We start from the raw sequence: 22,115 nt of genomic DNA on the forward strand, positions 1-22,115 counted from the left end.
CCGGATCGCGACCTGCGGTGCCACCCGGGGTGAACCACCGCCGACGTGAAGGTGAACTCTGGGCGACGACGCCACTGCCCCGAGGCCGCCACCGCCGTTCACCCGGCCGCGCGCCGACGCGACGGGGCGCCCGCGCCGGTGTCCCAGGGGCGTCCGCCGGGCGGCCGGGCGCCCCGTACCGGCCTCCGGAGTGAACCCGCACGAACGCCACGGTGAACTCTGGGCGACGGCTGTTCGTGCAGCGGCTCGCGAGGCTGGGGCGGTGTCCGAACCGGCACATACTCTGGACTCATGAACGTGGATGCGGCCGTCGCCGCAGTGGCAGCGATCGCCGGGCTGTGCACCGGCGTCTTCGCCATGCTGGCGTTCCGCTGGAGCGAGCGCGACCAGGCCAAACCCACCCGTACCTCGCTGCACACCGACGCGGTGCTGCCGCCCGGTGTCGACACCGTGCTGTCGGTGCTGCGCTCCTCGGCCGTGGTCCTCGACGAGGCCGACGCCGTCGTCAAGGCCAGCTCGGCGGCGTACGCCCTCGGCCTGGTCCGCGGCGGCAAGCTCGCCGTCGAGCCGATGCTGCAGATGGCCCGCGACACCCGCAGGGACGGCGAGATACGCCAGGTCGAGCTGGATCTGCCTCGCCGCGGCACGGGCCGCGGCGAGGCCCTCGCGGTCTCCGCCAGAGTCGCCCCGCTCGGCTCCCGGCTCGTCCTGCTGCTGGTCGAGGACCTGACGGAGGCCCGCCGCATAGAGGCAGTCCGCCGCGACTTCGTCGCCAACGTCAGCCATGAGCTCAAGACCCCCGCCGGCGCGCTGTCGCTGCTCTCCGAGGCCGTGATGGACGCCAGCGACGACCCCGAGGCCGTCACCCGCTTCGCCGGCCGGATGCAGAACGAGGCCACCCGCCTGACCAACCTCGTCCAGGAGCTCATCGACCTCTCCCGGGTCCAGAACGACGACCCGCTGGAGGACGCCGAGCCGGTCCGGGTCGACGAGCTGGTCGCCGAGGCGGTCGACCGCTGCCGCCAGCAGGCCGGCGCGAAGCAGATCACCATGGCCGCCGGAGGCACCGCCGACCTGCACGTATGGGGCAATCGCGGCCAGCTCGCGGCAGCCCTGGGCAACCTCGTCGAGAACGCCGTCAACTACTCCCCGGCGCGCACCCGCGTCGGGATCGCCGGACGCCGGGTCTCCGCGCCCGGCGGCGACCTGATCGAGATCGCGGTGACCGACCAGGGCATCGGGATATCCGAAAAGGACCGGGACCGCGTCTTCGAGCGGTTCTACCGCGTGGACCCGGCGCGCTCGCGCGCCACCGGCGGGACCGGCCTCGGCCTCGCCATCGTCAAGCACGTGGCCGCCTCGCACGGCGGGGAGGTCACGGTCTGGAGCGCTGAGGGACAGGGCTCCACCTTCACCCTGCGTCTGCCGGAAGCCGGAGCCGTCCGCGACCGCGAACGGCCCGCCGACCTCTCCGCGGAGGGCCTCGACGACGAGGACCGCCCGTACGAGACCTTCAACGATCCGCTCCCTGCCCACCCAGCCCCGGAGGTCCTTCCGTGACCCGAGTGCTCGTCGTCGAGGACGAGGAATCGTTCAGCGACGCACTGTCGTACATGCTTCGCAAGGAGGGTTTCGAGGTCGCCATCGCGGCAACGGGCCCCGACGGACTCGACGAGTTCGAGCGCAACGGCGCCGACCTCGTGCTGCTGGACCTGATGCTGCCGGGCCTGCCCGGCACCGAGGTCTGCCGCCAGCTGCGCGGCCGCTCCAACGTCCCGGTCATCATGGTGACCGCCAAGGACAGCGAGATCGACAAGGTCGTCGGCCTGGAAATAGGAGCCGACGACTACGTCACCAAGCCCTTCTCCTCCCGTGAGCTGGTGGCCCGCATCCGCGCGGTGCTCCGCCGCCGCGGCGAGCCGGAGGAGGTCGCCCCGCAGGCCCTGGAGGCCGGCCCGGTCCGGATGGACGTGGACCGCCATGTCGTCACGGTCTCCGGCGGCAAGGTCGATCTGCCCCTGAAGGAGTTCGACCTCCTGGAGATGCTGCTGCGCAACGCCGGCCGGGTGCTGACCCGCATGCAGCTCATCGACCGGGTCTGGGGCGCCGACTACGTCGGTGACACCAAGACCCTGGACGTGCACGTCAAGCGGCTGCGCGCCAAGATCGAGCCCGACCCGGGCGCGCCGCGCTACCTGGTCACCGTCCGCGGCCTGGGCTACAAGTTCGAGCCGTAGGCCGCCGGCCGACCGCCGCATACGTCAGGGGCGCCCCTCCGGACCGGAGGGGCGCCCCTGACGTATGCCGAGCGGGTCAGTGACCGCTGTGCGACGACCCCGCGGGCTTGGTGGTGCCGGTCGGCGTGGCCGTGGAGGTGGGCGTGCCGGACTCCGAGGGCTTGCCCGTCTCCGAGGGCTTGCCGCCTGGGGTGGCCGAGCCCGACGGCTGCGGCACCTCGGCGGGCCCGTAGCCCTCGAAGTAGCTCTTCGCCGGGACGACGAAGGCGGCGATCTTCACCTTGCCGGTGGAGCTGAAGTCGAACGTCAGGTTCTGGACGTTTCCGTCCTGGACGGCCTCCCGGCCGCTCGCCAGGACGGCCGAGGCGTTGTCCGCCCCGCCGATCACGACCGAGCCGCCGGCCGGCACGGTGATCGAGCCCGAGCCGCCGCCGGCCGGCGCCAGCTTGGCCGACTGGCCGGTGCCGTCGACGGCGATCCCGGTCAGCTTCTGGTCCTTGGAGCCGTTGTTGAACAGCGTCGCGGTCACCACGGCCGGGCCCTTGGCGTCCAGCTCGGGCTGGGTGACGACGGACGCGTTCTGGATCTTGATGTCGCCGGCGGAGGTCGCGGCGTTGTCCGGCTTGACCTGCAGCGTCTGGGCGTCGTTCCCGGCCCCGCACGCGGACAGCGTGGCGATCGAGAGCGAAAGGACGGTGGCGGCGAGGACGCCGCGTCGAAGGCTGCGGCTCACGGCGGCGGCATCTCCTTGACGAGCTACGGCGGCCGAACGTTCGTGCCCGGTCGCGGATGGACGGCTGGGGCGGCGCCGCGCAGGCGTCGGGTACGACGCGTACGTAAAGCCGCCCTAAGGGTGTGTCAGCGCCGCTAGGTTACCGAGCCGTCCTCGCGCCGCCGCACCCGACCCGCCCCCAGCGCGATCACGGGCCCCTCGCCGCCGTCCGCGCACGGTGTCGGCCGCGGCTCCGGGTGCCGGCCGCGGCCCAGGGTGCGGGCCGCGCGACGGCGGGACGGAAAGCCGGCCGCGGTTCAAGATCATTGCGAGTTCGCCGGGAACGCTCCCGGAGATCATCGCGGGAACGGCGCCGGCGGGAACTTCGCCGGAGTGTGGACGGGGGAAGAGGGATGAATATTCGGCAGGCGGCCGTTCGGGTGGGCGCGCACGCGTTTCCCCCGGCCGGTTTCCCCGGCGAAAAGAAGTATTCGAAGGGAATGTGAAGGCCTCGCGGAATTGATCACACTCTTCGCCGGCCGGAAGGTGATCAATTCGAGAATCGGCCGCGAGGAGCACCTGGGCGGCCGAACGGAGTAGCGGAACTCGCTCATGCGGATCCGTGCAAAACGGGACGTTCAGCCCGTCGATCTTGGTGCTGTCGGTGTGCGGCGGACGCGTTTCCGTTCGCTCGTGAAGCGCCTCCGACCTGCGAATACCTGCGTCCAAGGGCCCCTCGCAGCACGTTCCGGTTACTGTTGTCAAGCCCCGAGATATGCCCTGACCTGCGAAAACGCCATTCAGAACGGTCCGTTCCCGTGTTAGCATGGATAGCCACGGAAGGGGTACCTGTCACATGACGTTCAAGGTTGGCGACACCGTGGTCTATCCCCATCACGGGGCCGCGCTGATCGAGGCCATCGAAACTCGCCAGATCAAAGGCGTGGACAAGACCTACTTGGTGCTGAAGGTCGCCCAGGGCGACTTGACTGTTCGTGTGCCAGCGGACAATGCGGAGTTCGTCGGCGTACGCGACGTGGTTGGCCAGGACGGGCTGGACCGGGTCTTCGAGGTGCTTCGCGCACCGTATGCCGAAGAGCCGACGAACTGGTCCCGTCGCTACAAGGCAAATCTCGAGAAGCTCGCTTCCGGCGATGTGATCAAGGTCGCCGAAGTAGTGCGCGACCTGTGGCGGCGTGAGCGCGAGCGCGGACTCTCCGCCGGTGAGAAGAGGATGCTCGCGAAGGCCCGCCAGATTCTGGTGAGCGAGCTCGCCCTCGCGGAGAACACTAACGAGGACAAGGCCGAGGCCCTGCTCGACGAGGTTCTCGCGTCCTGACGCCGTAAGGCGCTCGTCCGACGCAGTGACGACACACGCAGCGACGACACACCAGTGACGCCACGCAGTGATGACGTAGCAATGCCGCGGTGCCCGAGTGACGACCGCTTCCCATGTGGAGGGGTCTGTTGCCGGGCGCTGCGGCATATCTGCCTCTGACGCGGCGATCGGCCGGGACCGGCGAGTGCGACGACCCGCTGGCGGCCGATCCGCTGTGGCGTCCCGGGCGGCTGCCCCGACCGCTGTCACGGAAGGGTCCGGTCAAGGCGTCGCACCCGGCACTCCCCCACGCTCTGCGAGCGGGGGGCACGCCCAGGCCATACCCACCTCGCCCGAGGAAACAAACCTGTCTGCGCCAATTCCGGGCCCGCCCCGGACTCCGGAGCCATCGATGTCAGATCCCTCCCGCCCGATCCGCACCGCAGCGGTGATCCCCGCCGCCGGCCGCGGCGTCCGGCTCGGTCCCGGCACGCCCAAGGCGCTGCGGACGCTGGGCGGCACGCCCATGCTGGTGCACGCCGTCCGCGCGATGGCCGCCTCCCGCGCCGTCTCGCTCATCGTCGTGGTCGCCCCGCCCGACGGCGCCACCGAGGTCGACCGCCTGCTGCACGAGTACCCGCTCGCCGACCGCACCGACCTCGTGGTCGTCCCCGGCGGGCAGACCCGCCAGGAGTCGGTGCGGCGCGGTCTGGCGGCGCTGCCGCAGGACATCGACGTGGTGCTGGTGCACGACGCCGCCCGCCCGCTGGTCCCGGTCGACACGGTCGACGCGGTGATCGCGGCGGTCCGCGCCGGTGCGCCCGCCGTCGTGCCCGCGCTGCCGCTCGCCGACACCGTCAAGCAGGTCGAGCCGCAGCCCCAGGGCGCCCCCGAGCCGGTGGTCGGCACCCCGGAGCGGGCGCTGCTGCGCGCCGTGCAGACCCCGCAGGGCTTCGACCCGGCGACCCTGCTCAAGGCGCATGACACCGTCGTCGAGGGCGAGGGCGCCACCGACGACGCCGGGCTGGTCGAACGGCTCGGCGCGCCGGTCGTGGTCGTCCCCGGCCACGAGGAGGCGTTCAAGGTGACCCGGCCGCTGGACCTGGTCCTGGCCGAGGCCGTACTCGCCCGCAGGAGGGCCACCGATGGCTATGTCTGAGCCGACCCCCGCCGGTGTGCCCGCCGGCCTCCCCCTCGTCGGCATCGGCACCGACGTGCACGCCTTCGAGCGGGGCCGCGAGCTGTGGTGCGCCGGACTGCTGTGGGAGGGCGAGGAGTACGGCCTGGCCGGCCACAGCGACGGCGACGTGGCCGCGCACGCGGCCTGCGACGCGCTCTTCTCGGCGGCCGGCGTCGGCGACCTGGGCGCGCACTTCGGCACCGGCCGCCCCGAGTGGTCCGGCGCCTCCGGGGTGACGCTGCTGGCCGAGGCCGCGCGGATCGTCCGGGCCGAGGGTTTCGCGATCGGCAATGTCGCGGTGCAGGTCATCGGCGTACGCCCGAAGGTCGGCAAGCGGCGCGACGAGGCGCAGCGGGCGCTGTCGGCCGCGGTCGGGGCGCCGGTCTCGGTCTCCGGTACGACCACCGACGGGCTGGGGCTGACCGGCCGTGCCGAGGGGCTCGCGGCGATCGCCACCGCCCTGGTCGTGCGCACCGCCTGAAGGACGCCCGCGGGCCGGAACGAGGCGTGCCGCCGATTGGTCGTACCGCGTGGGAACGCCCGGCGCCACAAGGGCGTTGAGCGGTGAATCGGGGTAGTCGTCTCCATCGGAAGCCATCGGTTCGGCCCGTAGGAAGGACCCTTCGTGACTGCAACGCTCTCCGACGCACTCAAGGAGCTGCTCGACTCCCCGGTCTTCGTGACGGTGGGGACGATCCAGCCGGACGGCAGCCCCCAGCTCTCCCCGGTCTGGGTGAAGCGGGACGGCGACGACCTGCTGATCTCGACGACCGTCGGCCGGCGCAAGGAGCAGAACCTCCGCCGCGACCCGCGGGTCTCCGTCGTCCTCCAGCCCTTCGACGCGCCGTACGCCTACGCCGAGATCCGCGGCACCGCCGATATCAGCACCGAGGGCGGGCAGGAGCTGATCGACGAGCTGTCGGTGAAGTACACCGGCAAGAAGTACGCGGAGTTCAACCCGGCCGCGGCCGACGACGACCAGCGGGTCGTGGTCCGGATCACCCCGCGCAAGGTGGTCGGCCGTATCTGACGGACGCCCTCCAGGCAGTGGGATCCGGCAAATCGGACGGTTTTGGCGGATCCATGCCCCCGTGGCCGATGCGTCGCGGGGCACTGCCCGGTTCCGACTACCCTGGTTCCGTGACGATTCGCCTGTACGACACCAGCGCCCGGCAGATTCGCGACTTCACCCCGCTCACGCCGGGCTGTGTCTCGATCTACCTCTGTGGTGCGACCGTGCAGGCCGCCCCGCACATCGGGCACATCAGGTCGGGACTGAACTTCGACATCATGCGCCGCTGGTTCGAGTACCGCGGCTACGACGTGACGTTCGTGCGCAACGTCACGGACATCGACGACAAGATCATCGCGAAGTCGGAGGAGCAGGGCCGCCCCTGGTGGTCGATCGGCTACGAGAACGAGGTCGCCTTCAACACGGCGTACGACAGCCTCGGCTGCCTGCGCCCGACCTACGAACCGCGCGCCACCGGCCACATCCCCGAGATGATCGAGATGATGCGCGGCCTGATCGAGCGCGGCCACGCCTACGCCGCCGACGGCAACGTCTACTTCGACGTCCGGTCCTTCCCCGGCTATCTCCAGCTGTCCAACCAGGAGTTGGACAACCTGCGCCAGCCGTCCGGCGAGGGCGAGACCGGCAAGCGGGACCCGCGGGACTTCGCCATGTGGAAGGCCGCCAAGGAGGGCGAGCCCAGCTGGGAGACCCCTTGGGGCCGCGGCCGTCCCGGCTGGCATCTGGAGTGCTCGGCGATGGCCCACAAGTACCTGGGCTCCGCCTTCGACATCCACGGCGGCGGCGTCGACCTGGTCTTCCCGCACCACGAGAACGAGATCGCCCAGGCCAAGGCCTTCGGCGACGACTTCGCCGCGTACTGGGCGCACAACGCCTGGGTGACCATGAGCGGCGAGAAGATGTCCAAGTCGCTGGGCAACTCCGTGCTCGTCTCGGAGATGGTCCGGCGCTGGCGCCCGATCGTCCTGCGCTACTACCTGGGCACCCCGCACTACCGCTCGATGATCGAGTACAGCGAGGAAGCGCTGCGCGAGGCCGAGTCCGCGTTCGCGCGGATCGAGGGGTTCGTCCAGCGCGTCGTCGAGAAGGCCGGCGTCGTCGAGCCCGCGCCCGAGGTGCCGCTCGCCTTCGCCGAGGCGATGGACGACGATCTGGGCGTCCCGCAGGCGCTGGCGATCGTGCACACCACCGTCCGGCAGGGCAACGCCGCCCTGACCGCCGACGACAAGGAATCCGCGGTCGCCCGGCTGGCCGAGCTGCGGGCGATGCTCGGCGTGCTGGGCCTGGACCCGCTCGACGAGCGCTGGGCCGGCGGCGGCACGGACCGCGGCGAGGACCTGCACGGCGTCGTGGACTCCCTCGTGCGCCTCGTCCTCGAACAGCGCCAGGCCGCCCGCTCCCGCAAGGACTACGCCACCGCGGACGCCATCCGCGACCAGCTCCAGCAGTCGGGACTGTCCATCGAGGACACCCCGTCGGGCCCGCGCTGGTCGCTGTCCTGACCCCCGTCGCGCCCGTGGGCGGCCACCCGGATTCGCCCTTCCCGGTGGCCGCGCGCGACACTCAATCCATACGTACGTACCCACTCCACGTCGCGAGACGTCGAGAGCAGTGAAGAAACAGGTGACCCATGGCCGGCAACAGCCAGCGCAGGAACCGCCGCACGTCCAACAAGAAGGGCGCGCAGGTCGGCAGCGGCGGTAAGCGGCGCCGGAGCCTGGAGGGCAAGGGCCCGACCCCGCCCGCCTCCGCTCGCAAGGGACACGTCAAGAACAGGGTGGCCAACGCCAAGGCCAAGCAGGCCGCGGCCCGCCGCCCGGCCCCGCGGCGCGGCGGCGCCAAGGGCACCGCGGAGCTGGTCGTCGGCCGCAACCCGGTCGTCGAGGCGCTGCGCGAGGGCGTGCCCGCCACGACCCTGTACGTCCAGCAGTTCATCGACACCGACGAGCGGGTGCGCGAGGCGCTCCAGCTCGCCACCGAGCGCGGGCTGAACCTCATGGAGGCGCCCCGGCCCGAGCTGGACCGGATGACCAACGGCCTCAACCACCAGGGCCTGGTCGCGCAGATCCCCCCGTACGACTACGCCCACCCCGAGGACCTGGCGGCCGCCGCCTTCGACGCCGGCGAGGACCCGCTGATCGTCGCCCTGGACGGGGTCACCGACCCGCGCAACCTGGGCGCCGTGGTCCGCTCCGTCTCCGCCTTCGGCGGCCACGGCGTGGTCGTGCCCGAGCGCCGCGCCGCCGGGATGACGGCCGGCGCCTGGAAGACCTCGGCGGGCACCGCGGCCCGTACGCCGGTCGCCCGCGCCACCAACCTCACCCGGGCCCTGGAGTCGTACCAGAAGGCCGGTCTGACGGTCGTCGGCCTGGCCGCGGACGGCGAGCTGGAGCTGCAGGACGTCGAGGCGCTGGACGGCCCGGTCGTCATCGTCGTCGGCAGCGAGGGCAAGGGCCTGTCGCGGCTGGTCGGCGAGACCTGCGATGTGCGCGTACGGATCCCGATGCCGGGCGGCGCGGAGTCGCTGAACGCCGGTGTCGCGGCCGGTGTCGTGCTGTGGGAGGCGGCGCGGCGGCGCGCCTGAGCGGCGGTGCCCCGGGGCGGCCGGTACGGGTGCGCCGCACCCGCGCCACACCTCGGGGCAAAACCTGACCCTCCGTACGGCCTGCCCGTATCCCGTGATCTTTTGACGGGTCTCGGACAGATCGGCCCGGTCAAGGCAGTGTCTTAAACGCGGGTCACTCGGTTAGATGAGCGTGGACACCAGAACACCCCGCACGCCTACGGGGGGACGCTCGCCGGGTTTCGATGACGAGCCGGGCCTGAGCTCGGTCAAGGTGCCGTGCGATCCCGCGCAGGTCATCGTCAACCACGCCAGCTTCCGCGTACAGCTCGCCGGGCCCGCGGCGGGCCACGTCACGGCCGACGCCGCGCGCATCCCCGCCACCCGGGGCCCGGCCCCCGGCGGCAGACGCCGGGCACCGGTGGTGTGGAGCGGCCGCACCGAACCGGGCGGCGCGGCCGGCGCCACCACCCAACTCCTGCACGCGGTGCGCAACGCGGGCATCGGCCTCGACGGCGGCCAGAGCGAGGACGTCGGCACGACCCAGGTCCTGCCCCGGGTCCGCCTCGACGACCCGGCCCCCGCCCAGACCGTGATCGGCCAGCGCGGCCCCGCCGAACCCGACACCACCCTGCTGCGCGGCGTACGCCCCGTGGGCAGCGCATACGGCGACGACTACGGCAACAACCCCCCTCGCGGCACGTACGGCGACCGCCTTCACGACGGCTACGACGACGACCGCTACGACGACGACCGCTTCGAGGCCCGCGAGCCGTACGACGCCGGGGGCAGGCGGCGCGGCACCGAGACCGTGCGGCACGCGTACTACCCGGGCCGGCGGATGAACCTCGGCGTCGTCCTGCTGCCGCTGCGCATCTTCCTCGGACTGATCTCCGTCTACGCCGGGATGGGCAAGCTCTGCGACCCCGTCTACTTCGACGGCGGCGAGCGGGGCTCGATGGTCAAGTGGCTGCTGTCGCTCGACCCGTGGGCGCTGGCCGTGCCGCTGCGCGACTTCGCCGTCTCCCACCCCGTCGGCGCCGGCCTGACCGTCGCCTTCCTCCAGGTCGTCGTCGGCGTCCTGACCATCTGCGGACTGTGGCAGCGGGTGGCCGCGTCGATCGGCGCGCTGCTCTCCGCGGCACTGCTGATGACCGTCAGCTGGCGCACGCTCCCCGCCTACGACGCCCCCGACATCATCTACCTCGCCGCGTGGAGCCCGCTGATCATCGCGGGCGCCCCGGTCTACTCCATGGACGCCCGGCTGGCCGGCGAGGCCTGGCGACGGCTCGGCCCCCGTGTCGAGGTCGCCGACCTGCGCCGCCGGGTACTGCGCCGCGGCGCGATGATGACCACGGTGGTGGCCGGGCTGACCCTGCTGATCGGCTCGCTGCTCGGCGGTGCCGTACGGTCCGCGACGGTCGCGACCGTGCCGCGGCCCGGCGAGCCCGCGATCAACAACCTGCCCGGCTCGCCGCTGCCCCGCCCCAAGAGCGTCACCCGCCCCGGCCAGCGGCACCCCGGCACCGTCCGCCCCGGGACCCCGTCCGCGGGCGCCTCGCACAAGGCCCGCAGGCCCGGCGCGCCCTCCGCGTCGGCCCCCGGCACCGGCCGCTCCGCGGGCAGCACCAGCGGCCTCTCCCAGCAGCCCGGCGCCACCACCAGCGCCCCGCGGCAGACGGTCCCCACCCGCGCCCCCGCCCCGACCCGGGTCCCGAGCACTGCGGGCGGCACCGGCGGCGGCACGACCGGCACCGGCAGCAGCGGCTCCAGCGACTCCGGCGACTCCGGGGGCCGGGGAAGCACGTTGGGGGGCCTGCTGGGGTGAGGCGGGCGAGCGGGAGCGCGCGGATTCGGTGTTCCGTCGCTGGCGTCGCTTCCGTTTCCGTCGCTCCGTGATGTTCTGCCGCTCCGTGTCGTTCCGCCGCTCCATATTTTTTCCCCTCCGCCCACCCCCCAAAGGGGGGTGGGCGGGTCCTTGTGCGCGGGTCCTTGCGGGGCGCCTTGTGCGCGCGGCCCGGTCGCCTGCGCCCCAGCCGTGGGGGCAGCGGCGTACGCGGCCGGAGCGGGCGCGTACGGCCGCTGGAACGGCCTCTACGACGCTGGGGCCGGATGGAGGCCCGGGAGGCGAGGAAAGGGCCGCTGAGGCGCGTACGGCCCTCAGATGCCGCCGGAGCGCCCGTCCCCCCGCCGGCGAACTCGACGCCGACGGCACCGATGACGACAACGACGCAGACGGCACCGACGACGCAGACGGCGCTGATGGCATCGACGGCGCTGACGGCGCCGACGACGTCTTACGAGGCTCAGTACGACGACCCGGGCGACGACTCAAGAGGTGTCGACCCGACGCCCCGGGCGACGTCTCAAGGGGTGTCGATCCAACGACGTGGACGACGGCTCAAGAAGTGTCGATCCGACGACGTGGGCGACGACCCGCGAGGCCTCAACGCGCCTGTGTGCCCAGCTCCTTGGCCGCCTCGGTGAGGTCCTTTGCCGTGTCGATGGCGCGCCAGTAGGCCCCCTGGGGGAGCGGGAATCCCGCCAGACGGCGTTCGCGGGCGAGGCGGGGGAAGGTCGTGCGCTCGTGGTCGCCGCGGTCGGGGAGCAGGTCCGTGAAGGCGGCCGAGAAGACGTAGACGCCGGCGTTGATCAGATACGGCGAGGGCGGCGCCTCGATGAAGTCCAGTACGTGCCCGAACGCGTCGGTCTCGACGACGCCCCAGGGGATGCGGGGGCGGGCCAGGGCGAGGGTGGCGTCGGCATCGCGTTCGTGATGGAACGCGGCCATTTCGCGCAGCGGGAAACGGGTCCAGATGTCGCCGTTGGTGGCGTACCAGGGTTCGTCCGGGCGGGGCAGGGAGGCGGCCGCGTGCTTCAGGCCCCCGCCGCGGCCCAGCGGCTCGGTCTCGACAACGGTGGTGACGTGCAAGGGGAGTTGGGCGTGTGACAGCCAGTCCTGCAGCACCCCGGCGAGGTGGCCGCAGGAGACGACCGCGTCCGTGACGCCTTCGTCGGCCAGCCAGTTCAGCTGATGGCCGATGATCGGGGTTCCGGTGCCGGGAATCTCGACCATCGGCTTGGGGCGGTCATCGGTGTACGGGCGGAGACGTGAGCCCTGGCCGCCGGCCAGGACCACGGCCTGCGTGGGGTACGGATGCTGGGCGCCTGTCATGGTTCGCACCTTATGCGGTGCGAGTGGTGGTCACTGGGCGGCGGCGACGCCGGTGGCGAAGGAGGTGTCGCAGACCGGGCGGGAGAAGGCCTGGGCGCGGTGCGCGGCACCGTACTTGGCCACCGCGGCACGGCCGAGGTCGCGGGCGATGGAGGCGCACGCCTTGGCCAGTGAGGGGCGCTTGGTGGTCGCCTCCTGGAGGTGGGTCAGGGCGACGCCGGGGTTCTTTTCCTGGAGCTCGACCAGCAGGCGCTTGCGGAGCACGTCCGCGGGGGCGCTGGGGTGGGCCTTGGTGGAGGCCGTCCCGGAGGAAGCGGTCAGCACCTGCGAGTCGGTGGCCGTCGATGCCCAGGGGACGCGGGTGACCGCGAGGGTCCCGGAGAGCACCAGGACGACGGGAAGGACGAGAGCGAGAGTTCTGCCGATGCGGCGGGCTGCGGAGTTCACGGTCGAGATGGTAGCGAGGAGTGATGATTTGGCGACATTTGGTCACCGTATTGGGGGACGTAATGGCCCGTCGGTGCTGTTGTGATGTTGACGCACTGGTACGAAAAGCGCCGTTATGCCCCTATGGGCGGCGCTATTGATCCCCTACTGGTCCTCTCTACCAGTCCCCTACAGGTCCCCTACAGGTCCCCTACTGGACGGCCCTGGATCGCCGTCCCCGAGACGCGTCAGCGGCGGCGATCCAGGGCTACCCCGAACCACCGCCGCTCTAACGCGCCTGCCTTCCGTACCGGTTGCGCCGGCTACGCCGCTTCCGGTGACCGCATCCCGCTCCGCTCGCCGAGTTCGCTCGCTCGCCGCGCTCGCGTCCGGCGCGCCCGTCCTCGCCCTGGGGCGGTCGGATCAGCCGGGTCTGCCAGATCGGTCAGGCCGGTCGGCTCGGTCGGCTCAGTCGGCTCCGTCGGGTCAGTCGCTGAGGCGCTCGCCCGACGACGTCGAGAACACATGCGTCTCACCGGGCCGCGGCACGACGTGCAGCCGGCTGCCCTTGTCCGGGACCTGGCGGCCGTTGACCCGTACGACGAGGTCCTTGATCTCGCCGCCGACCTCCGCGGTGCCGTACACATAGCCGTCGGCGCCCAGCTCCTCGACGACGTTGACCGTGACGGCCAGACCGGCCGGCGCGTCCGCGGACTCCTTGGACAGCGACTTCGCCGCGGCGCCGTTCTGCTCGACGATGTCGAAGTGCTCGGGGCGCACGCCCACCGTCACCGTGCGGTCGCCCTTGTCGGCGGCCGCGCTCAGCGCCTCCCGGTTGACCGGCACCACGCTGTTGCCGAACTTCACCCCGCCGTCGGTGATCGGCACCTCCACCAGGTTCATGGCGGGAGACCCGATGAAGCCCGCGACGAAGAGGTTCGCCGGGCGGTCGTACATGTTGCGCGGCGAGTCGACCTGCTGGAGCAGGCCGTCCTTGAGGACGGCGACCCGGTCGCCCATCGTCATGGCCTCGACCTGGTCGTGGGTGACGTAGACCGTCGTGATCCCGAGCCGGCGCTGCAGACCCGCGATCTGCGTACGCGTCTGCACGCGCAGCTTCGCGTCCAGGTTGGACAGCGGCTCGTCCATCAGGAACACCTGCGGCTCACGGACGATCGCCCGGCCCATCGCCACGCGCTGGCGCTGGCCGCCGGAGAGCGCCTTGGGCTTGCGCCCCAGGTACTCCGTGAGGTCAAGGATCTTGGCCGCGTCCTCGACCTTCTGCCGGATCTCGGCCTTCGGGACACCGGCGATCTTGAGCGCGAAGCCCATGTTGTCGGCGACCGTCATGTGCGGGTAGAGCGCGTAGTTCTGGAACACCATGGCGATGTCCCGGTCCTTGGGCGGGAGGTGGGTGACGTCGCGGTCCCCGATGCGGATGGCGCCCGCGTCGACGTCCTCCAGCCCCGCGAGCATCCGCAGAGAGGTGGACTTGCCGCATCCGGAGGGGCCGACCAGGACGAGGAATTCGCCGTCCTCGATGGCGATGTCCAGTTTGTCGACGGCGGGCTTGTCGGAACCCGGGTAGATACGGGTTGCCTGGTCGTACGTGACCGTAGCCATGGTGAGAAGTCCCTTCACCGGCAGGAACGTGCCGGACGATCCGAGTAAAAGGAGTGGTGTAGTCCACTTCTGTGGACTGTCCCGTGACGCTACCTCCGACCGGCCCGGATGTCAGTACCCTGGCTCTCACCAAATACGGAGCCCGGCACCCGGCGCGCCTGGGTACACTTCTTCCCGCACGCCTCCTTAGCTCAGCTGGCCAGAGCACCGCTCTTGTAAAGCGAAGGTCGTCGGTTCGAATCCGACAGGGGGCTCTTGGAAGGTCCAGGTCAGATAGCAGCTGACCTGGGCTTTTTCTTAGGCCCGGACCGGGCGGGGGCGGAACTGGATGATCTCCGCGCCCGCATGTGTGGCCATTGTGTGTGGACGCCCTGCTCGACAGCGGCCTCGGCGACGTCTGTGGCGACGTCTGTGGCGAGCTTGTCGACGGCGAGGTCCGCGACCTGTTCGAGTGCGGCTTTCGGCAGCGGTCGGCTGGGCCTGCGGCCGGGGCGCCCTGCGGCCGGGGCGCCTGCGGTGCGGAGGGGACGCTGCTGGTCGAGGTGTCGCTCAGGGTGCACTCCTGGTGGGGTGAGTGCCGGCTCCTGGGAGGCGCGTGCGGCATGCGAAAGGGGCCCGCTTCTGGCGGGCCCCTTGGGGGTGGTGTTGTCGGCAGCGCGTGCTAGCCCTGGCCGGCCGATCTTCTCGGGGCCACGACGACAACTACGGCGTCTCGCTGAGTTGTCGGAGCCGCCCGAGTAAGTACGCCCCGTACGAGGACGATCCTCCGCCTCGCTCCTCGGCTCACTTCCCCCTTGTTGTCCTGTGCTGCCTGGTCAGCAGCCCGGGAACGTCGCCGGCGGGGTCTCGAAGGTCCCTTGCCCCTGGACCTTGATCAGGCCGACGGCCTTCTTGCAGGGCCAGCTCATCTTCCAGGTGCTGGTGGCCCGGTCGCCGTCGCTGATGGTCTCCAGCCTGTCGTACGACGACGAACCGTTCATGCGATACCCGAGCTGCGCCTTGATGTTCGAGCCACCCTTTTTGGTGTAGATGACATCGATGGACTGGGGCCGGCTGTCCATGACGATGCAGAGTTGGCCCTTGCTCAAGGTGGTGCACTTGACATGGTCCGACCCTGACGCCAATTTCTGCGACGCGTGGGCGGGCGCCGCCTGGGCTCCAGCCGCGTGAGCCGGGACGGTGAGAAGCGAGAAACCGACGGCCGCACACGCGGCTGCTGCCAGTGAGGTACGACGAATCATGGAGATCCCCCCGTTCAGTAGTTGATCTGACCGTACAAAGGATCAATCGCTGGTACGACCCAATTTCGGACAACTTTCCGCCCTGTTCGAGCCGAAGGCGTGAGGGGTGCCGCAGGGTGTCGCATGGGTCCCCGTGAGTCCCCTGACGTGGCCGTGAAGCCGGAAACGTTGGCGTCGGGCCCGGCAGGGCCGAGGAGGTCGCAACGCCCGGATCCGGAACCCGGCTGATATGCCACCCTTGACCGGAAGGGCGATCTTGCGGCTGAACGACCGTTGCTGGCATGAGGACAGGTAGCCGCGGCAGTCGTCTTCGGCCAGCCTGGGGGTACTTCCGACACAGGTATGCGCCGTACAGGGTGCGAGCCTTGCCGCGGGTAATCGTGCACCACACGCGCGGCGTCGATCTGCTCGGGCGGCTGTACCGCCTGATCTTGCGGTCGATGGCGCTGTCGCTGCCCTGACCGTACCCGGCGGGGTCGCTGCTGGTGCCCTCGACGCAGGTAATGCCGGGGGTGTACGCGCTGACGGAGTCGGCAACTGCGTTATTTGCCTCGCCGGACGACCGCAGCCTGCGTACGGTCATGGGTTGGGGGATGACGGAGTGGGGGACGGCACGGGTCGTACCGGAAGGTAGGAGGTCGGTGAGCAGGAGACGCTACGTTGCCAGGGGTGTACCTGGTGGCTACCGGATCTGGGACAACCGAGGGCGTCGTTGGTGGGGCGATTTCTACGAGTTGTGCCCTGACGATCTCCTTGCCGAGCTCAACGGCCAGGCGAACCAGGCCCGGATCATTGCTCTGATGAGGCGCTACAAAGCTCAGAGGCGGTAGGCGCCGCCGAGTAGTGGAGGTGGCGAGTGCGCACACCGCAAACGCACCAGGCGCCCGAACAGGCCGCAGACGGCTGCAGCTTCCCGAGTTCAGAGCTTGGGGAGCTGCTCCTGGCCTGGGAAGGGCATCTAGCCTCGATGCATGGACCAGGTGGAGAGTGGCCGGCTGTCGGAGGGTGAGTTCAAGGAGTTCCTCGGCTTCTTGAAGAGGTTCTGCTCCCATGAGCTCGATCAGTGGGAGGCGTGGCAGACTCCCACTCCTTACGGACCGGTCTACGTCAACATGACCAGGAGCCTTCCGTCGGGTACCGACCCGAGTGCCTTCCGCTCGATCTGAACGGTGACGTGTATGTCCGCAGAGCTTGCGGTGTGTCCGCGCTGTGGTCAGGACTGGGTTCATCCCTACCGGTTCAAGGACGACGGGTCTGCGTTCTCGCTGTGTACTGAATGTGACTCCTTCTGGTGGCCGCAGGAGGCTCTGGAGATCTGCAACGCACGCTTCCTTGATGACGTAGTTGCCGCGCGGCTTGGGGTGGGCGGAAACCCCTGGTCGACTCGTGGGTGGGCCGATGTCATCGAGCCGGTCGGGGAAGGCCGCTGACATCCGCAGCTGACATCAACGTCGGCGAACAGCGGTGGTGTTGAGCGAGCCTGAGCAGCCTTACTGGTCCCCCGGGCAGCGGCTGTGGCTGGACTTGGAGCGAACTTCTTCTTGGCGAAGGGGCCCTATCCGGCCTCGGGCTTCTCGTCCGGAGCCGTTTGCGTGCGCGGTGCGCGGTGCGTGAGCGGAGGGGGAGTGCCGGCAGGTCCCGTGATCAGGGCTTGGCGCGGAGGATGTCGATGTTGCCGTGGCGGGTGCGGGCGCGGACCTCGACGCTGTCTGCGGCCTTGTCGGGGGCCTCGGAGGCGGTGAGTGTGTTGCGGACCTGTCCGGAGCCCGAGCTGACGTCGAGCCAGGCGGCGCTGCCCTCGCGGATGCCGACCTCGATGGCGCCGTAGGAGGTCTCCAACTGGACGGTTCCGCGGGCCACGTCGGCCGCGCGCACGGTGCCGTGGGCGGTGGTCGCGGCGACCGAGCTCTCGGCGCGTGCGATGTCGATGTCCCCGTGGCCGCCGCGCACCCGCAGCTCGCCGGTCACGGTGCCGACGATCGTCGTGCCGTGCGAGTTCTTCAGGACGGCGGAGCCGTTGACGGTGCCGACGCGCAGGCTGCCGGTGCTGGTGGTGATCTCGGCCGTGCCCTCGACCCGGTCCACGGTGATCGAGCCGTGCGCCGCGGTCAGATGCAGCGGTCCGGTGGTGTCGAGGCGGGTGTCACCGGACGAGGTCTTCACGCGGACCTCGCCGAGCCGGCCCTCGCCGAGCACCTGGGCCCAGGCGCCGGTCATGTCGATGCGCGAGCCCGTGGGCAGTTCGACCGTCACATCGACGGTGCCGGGGCGGCGAAGCGAATTGCGCTGCTTGGGGGTCCTGACGGTCAGGTTGCCGCTGGCGTAGGTGACTTCGGCCTGCTCGGCGGCCCGTACGTCCCGGTCCTGCTTCGGGTTGCGGGGCCGCACCTCCACGACGGTGTCGAGGCGGTCGCTCGCGGTGAAGTGGATGGAGCCGGCCTCCACGTGGGCGGTGACGGCGATCGGTTCGGGAGAGTCGAAAGAAGGCATGGCTGTACCGTCCTCATGGGTCTCGATGGCGTCCCTGCAGGTGGGACGTGGTGTGGGTGAAGTGGCGCGGGCGCGGAACCGGGCGCGGCTAGTGCACCCAGCCCGTGAAGCTCTGTCCGACCGTGTGGGTCTTGCCCGCCGTGCCGCGCGGCTGCGTGCCGCCGGTGACCGCGGCCGACACGGCGCGCACCAGCCACGCGTTGACCGACAGGCCCTCGCGGCTCGCGGCCTCCTCGGCGCGCGCCTTGAGGTGGGCCGGCAGGCGCAGATTGACGCGGGCGGTGCCGCCCTCGTCGCCTTCGGCGGGTACCGGCGCCTGGAGCGGTTCGACAGCGGCGGAGGGCGCTTCCGCGGGGCCGCCGCCAGGGGGCGGGGTCACCACGAAGTCGGGGTCCAGTCCGCGCAGCCGTACGTCGACCGAGCCGGGGGCGAGTTCGCGGGTGATCTCGTCCATCGCGGCGGAGAGCACATTGAGCATGGTCAGGCGGGTCGCCGACTCCAGGGGAGCGGTGAGCCGCTCGGCCAGCTCGCGGGCTTCTTCTCCGCCGGCTTCGGCGGCCACCGCGAGTTCGCGGCGCAGGGTGTCGACATACGGCGTGAGGTCCATGGCGCCATGATGGCATCATGGTGGTGTCATGTGCAAGCGTGGGTGGCGTCTTGCGGGGGGAGAGGGGTGGGGTGAGATCGGGGGGCGACCGTTTGAGCTGGAGAAACTGAGTGGCCCCGGATGGCCCCGGATGGCCCCGGGTGGCCCCGGGTGGCCCCAAGTGGCCCCGGGTGATGCCAAGATGGCCGCGCGATGCCACGTGATGTCGGGTGGCCCCGGGTGGCGCCGGGGGGCTGGGGGGTGCCGGGCCGGGCCGCCCGTTCACCGAGCGAGGGTGGTCGCGGCCAGCTCGCGCCAGTTCGTCCGCGCTCCGTCCCGCGTCGCCTCGGTGAACCGGGCGTCGCCGAGGACATGCCGTGCGGCCCGCTCGATGCGGGCCACATCCGGTTGGGAGCGATCCGGCAGGCCGCGCACACCGGTGCTCGCCGCCAGCAGCCGGGCGGCCTGCTCGTACTGGCCGCCGCGCAGCGCCAGATCCGCGATCCCGACGAGCACCTGCGCGATCAGGGGCGCATGCCCCGCCTCGGACGCCGCACGGAAGGCCGCGAGGCGGTGTGCGCGGGCCTCGCCGAGATCCTCGGCGAGGTAGCCGAGCAGGTCCTGTATCCCCGCGCGGACGTTCGCCCGCTCGGCGTCTTCGCCCAGTATCGCCGCCACGACGTCGAGTTGCCGGTGCGCCTGCCCGGCGTCGCCGCTCCAGCGCGCGAGCGCCGCCTTCGCCAGGGCCAGCTCGGCCAGCGCGTTCGGCCAGGCGACCCGTTCCGCGGACCGCTGCGCCTCGGCCATCACGGCAGCGCTGGACTCCTCGTCGCCCAGCAGCCAGTACAACTGGGCCTGCCGCGACCGCATCGGCACCACGTCCTCGAGGGCACCGACCTCGGTGACGACCGCGATGGCCTGCTCGTAGTACGCGCACGCACCGGCGAACTCGCCGCGCATGGCGATGCGATTCGCCAGCTCGGTCAGGGCGAACGACGTCCCCCACCGTTCGCCGAGCGCCCGGAACTCGGCGAGCGCCGCCTCGAGATACGCATCCGCGTCCCGGCCGCCGTGACCGAGCATGATCCGCATCTTGCCCAGGTGCAGCCGGGCAAGGGCACGTACCCAGGGGTCCTCGTCGGTGAGCAGCGCTTCGAACGCGGGCAGGGACGCGTCCGGCGCCCGCAGCATCCGTTCCAGCGGGGCGACGAACCCCAGCGCCGGGTGACGGCCCCGCACCCGCCGGCTGACGTCGTAGGCCCTGCGGATCCACTCCTGCGCCCGGTACTGGTCACCCGGCCCGGAGGTCACGTACATCACGACGAACGCGTACACCACGGCCCGGATCTCGTCGGCCACCTCGCCGGGCAGGGCGGTGGCCGCCAGGATCAGCTCATGGCCCTCGGCCTTGTGCCGGCCGAGCCACCAGTACCAGCCGGCGGCCGCCGCGAGCCGCATCGCCCCGAGCGCCTCGCCGGCCGCCAGCGCACCGCGCATCGCCGCAGCGATGTTGTCGTGCTCCACCTCGAGCGCGGCAAGCCATTCCAGCTGCTCGGCGCGGCGAAGACGCGGCTCCGCGGTCTCGGCGAGTTCGGTGAAGTACGCCAGATGCGCACGGCGCGCGAGATCCGCCTCCCCCGCCTCGGCGAGCCGGTGCCCGGCGTACTCCTTGATCGTGCCGAGCGACCGGTAGCGGGGCGCCCGGTCGCCCTCGGCGAGCACCAGCGACTTCTCCGCCAGCGCGGTCAGCAACTCCAGTACCTGCCCCGCCTCGACCGCATCGCCCGAGCAGACCCGCTCGGCCGCTTCCAGGCTCGCACCACCGGAGAACACCGAAAGCCGGCGCAGCACCGTCCGCTCGGCGTCGGTGAGCAGCTCCCAGCTCCAGTCGATCACCGCACGCAGCGTCCGGTGCCGCGGCAGCGCGGTACGGCTGCCGCCGGTCAGCAGGCGGAACCGGTCGTCGAGCCGATGGGCGAGCTGGTCGAGGGACATGGTGCGCAACCTGGCCGCGGCCAGCTCGATGGCCAGGGGCATACCGTCCAGTGCCCGGCAGACGCGCGCCATGGCCGTCAAGGTGGGGGCGTCGGCCGCGAGGTCCGTGCGCACCGCGCCGGCCCGGTCCTGCAGCAGCCGGACGGCCGGCGAGGACGCGATCCGGCCGGGGTCGGCGTCCTTCGCGGGCAGGGCCAACGGTGCGACCGGCCACAGCGCCTCACCGGTGATGCCCAGCGGTTCCCGGCTCGTGGCGAGGATCCGCAGCCGCCGGCACTCCCCGAGCAGCCGATGGGCGAACACCGCCGCGGACTCGATCACATGCTCGCAGTTGTCCAGGACCAGCAGGGCGTCCCGCTCGCGGATCGCGGCGATGAGCCGGTCCACCAGCTCCGTGTGGGGCGCCCCGCCGAGCAGGGCGTCGCGCAGGCCCAGCCCGGCGAGCGCCGCCTGCGCCACATCGCCGTCCGCGCCGAGCGCGGCGAGCTCCACCACCCAGGCCCCGTCCGGCAGCTCGCCGAGCAGCGTGCGCGCGGTCTCCGTGGCCAGCCTGGTCTTCCCCGAACCGCCGGGCCCGATCACGGTGGTGAGCCGGTGTTCGGCCAGCAGCCCGCGGACCGCGTCGACATCGGCGTCCTTGCCGACGAAGCTGGTCAGCTCGGCACGCAAGTTCGTCCTGCGGCCCTCCGCCCGCTGCCCCACCTCGCCCCGCCGCCCCACCTCGCCCCGCAGCAGCGCGACATGCAGCGCCGACAGCTCCGGCGAGGGGTCGACACCCAGCGCGTTGGCCAGCGTCTCCCTCGTACGCTGGAACACCAGCAGCGCCTCGCTGTCGCGACCGGACGCGACGAGGGCACGCATCAGCGCGGCGACCAGCCGTTCCCGCACCGGATGCGCGGCCACCAGGTCGGTCAGCTCCGTCACCAGCCTCACGCCGTGGCCGAGGCCGATCTCCGCATCGAACCGATCCTCCATCGCGGTCAGACGCAGCGCCTCGAGCCGGGTGACCGCCGCGTCGAACGCCGCACTGCCCCGCACCCCGACGTCCTGCATCGCCGCACCGCGCCACAACGCCAGGGCCTCGCGCAGCCGCCGCGGATCCTCCTCGTCCCGGGCCCGGCCGACGAGACGTTCGAAGCGCACGGCGTCGACGGCGTCGGGCTCCACCGCCAACCGGTAGCCGTTCGGCTGCCCCTCGACCGACCCCTCCGGCAGCGCCTTCCGCAGCCGGGAGACCAGGCGCTGCAAGGCGTTCGCCGCGTCGGCGGGCGGGCGCTCCCCCCAGATCCAGTCGACGAGCGCCGCCTTCGAGACCACCTGTCCCGGCTCGAGCGCGAGGGCGATCAGCAGTCCGCGCAACCGGGCGCCCGGCACGTCGGCCAGGACGCCGTCATCCGTGCGAACCTCGAACGAACCGAGCATCCCGATATGCACCCGGACGATTTTGCCACGGGCGCGGGACGGTCAAGGGCCGCACCATCTCCCCGACCGCGCCCGGGGCTTGGCCGGTGTCAGAGCCGTGTCAGCCGTATGTCA

General features: G+C 71.5%; 19 protein-coding genes and 1 tRNA gene. 12 read left to right on the plus strand and 8 right to left on the minus strand.

Annotated features, from left to right (window positions below; translation table 11 throughout):
* Positions 1 to 291 precede the first annotated feature (291 nt).
* Together phoR and phoP are read left to right on the plus strand one after the other, a co-directional pair.
* Positions 292 to 1,560: a two-component system sensor histidine kinase PhoR gene (phoR, locus tag AC0680_RS16955; RefSeq protein WP_478629115.1), complete on the plus strand. Its 1,269-nt coding sequence runs from the start codon at positions 292 to 294 to the stop codon at positions 1,558 to 1,560.
* Between the two features lie 5 nt (positions 1,561 to 1,565).
* Entirely contained in the window at positions 1,566 to 2,237 is a 672-nt protein-coding gene (gene phoP / locus AC0680_RS16960) for a two-component system response regulator PhoP (RefSeq protein WP_466419800.1), read from the plus strand.
* Positions 2,238 to 2,313: 76 nt separating this feature from the next.
* On the opposite strand, the gene AC0680_RS16965 is transcribed toward phoP, so the two are convergent.
* Positions 2,314 to 2,970 carry a copper chaperone PCu(A)C domain-containing protein gene (locus AC0680_RS16965; protein WP_478629117.1) on the minus strand — a complete coding sequence of 219 codons (657 nt, stop codon included), beginning with the start codon at positions 2,968 to 2,970 and terminating at the stop codon, positions 2,314 to 2,316.
* 835 nt (positions 2,971 to 3,805) lie between these two features.
* Between AC0680_RS16965 and AC0680_RS16970 the strand changes: the two genes are divergently transcribed.
* From AC0680_RS16970 to AC0680_RS17000, 7 genes are all read left to right on the plus strand, one after another.
* Positions 3,806 to 4,288 (plus strand): CarD family transcriptional regulator, encoded by a 483-nt coding sequence (locus tag AC0680_RS16970; RefSeq protein WP_003953493.1) that lies wholly within the window; start codon positions 3,806 to 3,808, stop codon positions 4,286 to 4,288.
* A 391-nt stretch (positions 4,289 to 4,679) separates the two neighbouring features.
* Complete coding sequence (gene ispD / locus AC0680_RS16975; RefSeq protein ID WP_478629118.1) at positions 4,680 to 5,426, plus strand: 2-C-methyl-D-erythritol 4-phosphate cytidylyltransferase; 747 nt, start codon at positions 4,680 to 4,682, stop codon at positions 5,424 to 5,426.
* Positions 5,419 to 5,928, plus strand: a complete 510-nt coding sequence (ispF, locus tag AC0680_RS16980; RefSeq protein WP_478629119.1) for a 2-C-methyl-D-erythritol 2,4-cyclodiphosphate synthase — start codon at positions 5,419 to 5,421, stop codon at positions 5,926 to 5,928. Before ispD ends, ispF begins: the two co-directional genes overlap by 8 nt.
* Before the next feature lie 144 nt (positions 5,929 to 6,072).
* Entirely contained in the window at positions 6,073 to 6,477 is a 405-nt protein-coding gene (locus tag AC0680_RS16985; RefSeq protein WP_478629121.1) for a PPOX class F420-dependent oxidoreductase, read from the plus strand.
* Between the two features lie 110 nt (positions 6,478 to 6,587).
* Entirely contained in the window at positions 6,588 to 7,982 is a 1,395-nt protein-coding gene (cysS, locus tag AC0680_RS16990) for a cysteine--tRNA ligase (RefSeq protein ID WP_478629124.1), read from the plus strand.
* Positions 7,983 to 8,110: 128 nt separating this feature from the next.
* Positions 8,111 to 9,064 (plus strand): 23S rRNA (guanosine(2251)-2'-O)-methyltransferase RlmB, encoded by a 954-nt coding sequence (gene rlmB, locus AC0680_RS16995; RefSeq protein WP_478629127.1) that lies wholly within the window; start codon positions 8,111 to 8,113, stop codon positions 9,062 to 9,064.
* Between the two features lie 166 nt (positions 9,065 to 9,230).
* Positions 9,231 to 10,871 carry a DoxX family protein gene (locus AC0680_RS17000; protein WP_478629129.1) on the plus strand — a complete coding sequence of 547 codons (1,641 nt, stop codon included), beginning with the start codon at positions 9,231 to 9,233 and terminating at the stop codon, positions 10,869 to 10,871.
* Positions 10,872 to 11,489: 618 nt separating this feature from the next.
* Here the strand turns inward: AC0680_RS17000 and AC0680_RS17005 are convergent.
* The 3 genes from AC0680_RS17005 to AC0680_RS17015 all read right to left on the minus strand — a co-directional run bounded on the left by AC0680_RS17005 (position 11,490) and on the right by AC0680_RS17015 (position 14,267).
* Entirely contained in the window at positions 11,490 to 12,218 is a 729-nt protein-coding gene (locus AC0680_RS17005; RefSeq protein ID WP_478629132.1) for a nucleotidyltransferase family protein, read from the minus strand.
* A 30-nt stretch (positions 12,219 to 12,248) separates the two neighbouring features.
* Positions 12,249 to 12,665 (minus strand): hypothetical protein, encoded by a 417-nt coding sequence (locus tag AC0680_RS17010; RefSeq protein ID WP_478629134.1) that lies wholly within the window; start codon positions 12,663 to 12,665, stop codon positions 12,249 to 12,251.
* Positions 12,666 to 13,130: 465 nt separating this feature from the next.
* Positions 13,131 to 14,267, minus strand: coding sequence for an ABC transporter ATP-binding protein (locus tag AC0680_RS17015; protein WP_393488339.1), 1,137 nt, complete (start codon positions 14,265 to 14,267; stop codon positions 13,131 to 13,133).
* A 180-nt stretch (positions 14,268 to 14,447) separates the two neighbouring features.
* Between AC0680_RS17015 and AC0680_RS17020 the strand changes: the two genes are divergently transcribed.
* Positions 14,448 to 14,521 (plus strand) — tRNA-Thr (locus AC0680_RS17020).
* A gap of 561 nt (positions 14,522 to 15,082) precedes the next feature.
* Here the strand turns inward: AC0680_RS17020 and AC0680_RS17025 are convergent.
* Positions 15,083 to 15,328, minus strand: coding sequence for a hypothetical protein (locus AC0680_RS17025; protein WP_478629136.1), 246 nt, complete (start codon positions 15,326 to 15,328; stop codon positions 15,083 to 15,085).
* Positions 15,329 to 16,149: 821 nt separating this feature from the next.
* On the opposite strand from AC0680_RS17025, the gene AC0680_RS17030 reads away from it, so the two are divergent.
* Both AC0680_RS17030 and AC0680_RS17035 read left to right on the plus strand, forming a co-directional pair.
* A complete protein-coding gene (locus AC0680_RS17030) occupies positions 16,150 to 16,338 on the plus strand; it encodes a hypothetical protein (RefSeq protein WP_478629138.1) in 189 nt (62 codons plus the stop codon).
* A 141-nt stretch (positions 16,339 to 16,479) separates the two neighbouring features.
* The gene (locus tag AC0680_RS17035) at positions 16,480 to 16,674 is read left to right on the plus strand and encodes a hypothetical protein (protein WP_478629139.1); all 195 of its coding nucleotides are present in this window, start codon (positions 16,480 to 16,482) and stop codon (positions 16,672 to 16,674) included.
* A 478-nt stretch (positions 16,675 to 17,152) separates the two neighbouring features.
* Here AC0680_RS17035 and AC0680_RS17040 read toward each other — a convergent pair whose 3' ends face one another.
* The 3 genes from AC0680_RS17040 to AC0680_RS17050 form a co-directional block, all read right to left on the minus strand.
* Positions 17,153 to 17,998 carry a DUF4097 family beta strand repeat-containing protein gene (locus AC0680_RS17040; RefSeq protein WP_478629140.1) on the minus strand — a complete coding sequence of 282 codons (846 nt, stop codon included), beginning with the start codon at positions 17,996 to 17,998 and terminating at the stop codon, positions 17,153 to 17,155.
* Between the two features lie 88 nt (positions 17,999 to 18,086).
* Positions 18,087 to 18,605 carry a hypothetical protein gene (locus tag AC0680_RS17045; RefSeq protein WP_478629142.1) on the minus strand — a complete coding sequence of 173 codons (519 nt, stop codon included), beginning with the start codon at positions 18,603 to 18,605 and terminating at the stop codon, positions 18,087 to 18,089.
* 261 nt (positions 18,606 to 18,866) lie between these two features.
* Positions 18,867 to 22,013, minus strand: coding sequence for a BTAD domain-containing putative transcriptional regulator (locus AC0680_RS17050; RefSeq protein WP_478629143.1), 3,147 nt, complete (start codon positions 22,011 to 22,013; stop codon positions 18,867 to 18,869).
* Positions 22,014 to 22,115 lie beyond the last annotated feature (102 nt).

It is taken from the genome of Streptomyces sp. NPDC043738 (genome assembly GCF_056436545.1).

What these genes read in the sequence shown, in the direction of transcription:
- phoR (WP_478629115.1), top strand. Translation starts at nt 292, where the DNA reads ATGAACGTGGATGCGGCCGTCGCCGCAGTGGCAGCGATCGCCGGGCTG.
- AC0680_RS16970 (WP_003953493.1), top strand. Translation starts at nt 3,806, where the DNA reads ATGACGTTCAAGGTTGGCGACACCGTGGTCTATCCCCATCACGGGGCC.
- ispD (WP_478629118.1), top strand. Translation starts at nt 4,680, where the DNA reads ATGTCAGATCCCTCCCGCCCGATCCGCACCGCAGCGGTGATCCCCGCC.
- ispF (WP_478629119.1), top strand. Translation starts at nt 5,419, where the DNA reads ATGTCTGAGCCGACCCCCGCCGGTGTGCCCGCCGGCCTCCCCCTCGTC.
- rlmB (WP_478629127.1), top strand. Translation starts at nt 8,111, where the DNA reads ATGGCCGGCAACAGCCAGCGCAGGAACCGCCGCACGTCCAACAAGAAG.
- AC0680_RS17000 (WP_478629129.1), top strand. Translation starts at nt 9,231, where the DNA reads ATGAGCGTGGACACCAGAACACCCCGCACGCCTACGGGGGGACGCTCG.
- AC0680_RS17005 (WP_478629132.1), bottom strand. Translation starts at nt 12,218, where the DNA reads ATGACAGGCGCCCAGCATCCGTACCCCACGCAGGCCGTGGTCCTGGCC.
- AC0680_RS17015 (WP_393488339.1), bottom strand. Translation starts at nt 14,267, where the DNA reads ATGGCTACGGTCACGTACGACCAGGCAACCCGTATCTACCCGGGTTCC.
- AC0680_RS17025 (WP_478629136.1), bottom strand. Translation starts at nt 15,328, where the DNA reads ATGGACAGCCGGCCCCAGTCCATCGATGTCATCTACACCAAAAAGGGT.
- AC0680_RS17035 (WP_478629139.1), top strand. Translation starts at nt 16,480, where the DNA reads ATGGACCAGGTGGAGAGTGGCCGGCTGTCGGAGGGTGAGTTCAAGGAG.
- AC0680_RS17040 (WP_478629140.1), bottom strand. Translation starts at nt 17,998, where the DNA reads ATGCCTTCTTTCGACTCTCCCGAACCGATCGCCGTCACCGCCCACGTG.
- AC0680_RS17045 (WP_478629142.1), bottom strand. Translation starts at nt 18,605, where the DNA reads ATGGACCTCACGCCGTATGTCGACACCCTGCGCCGCGAACTCGCGGTG.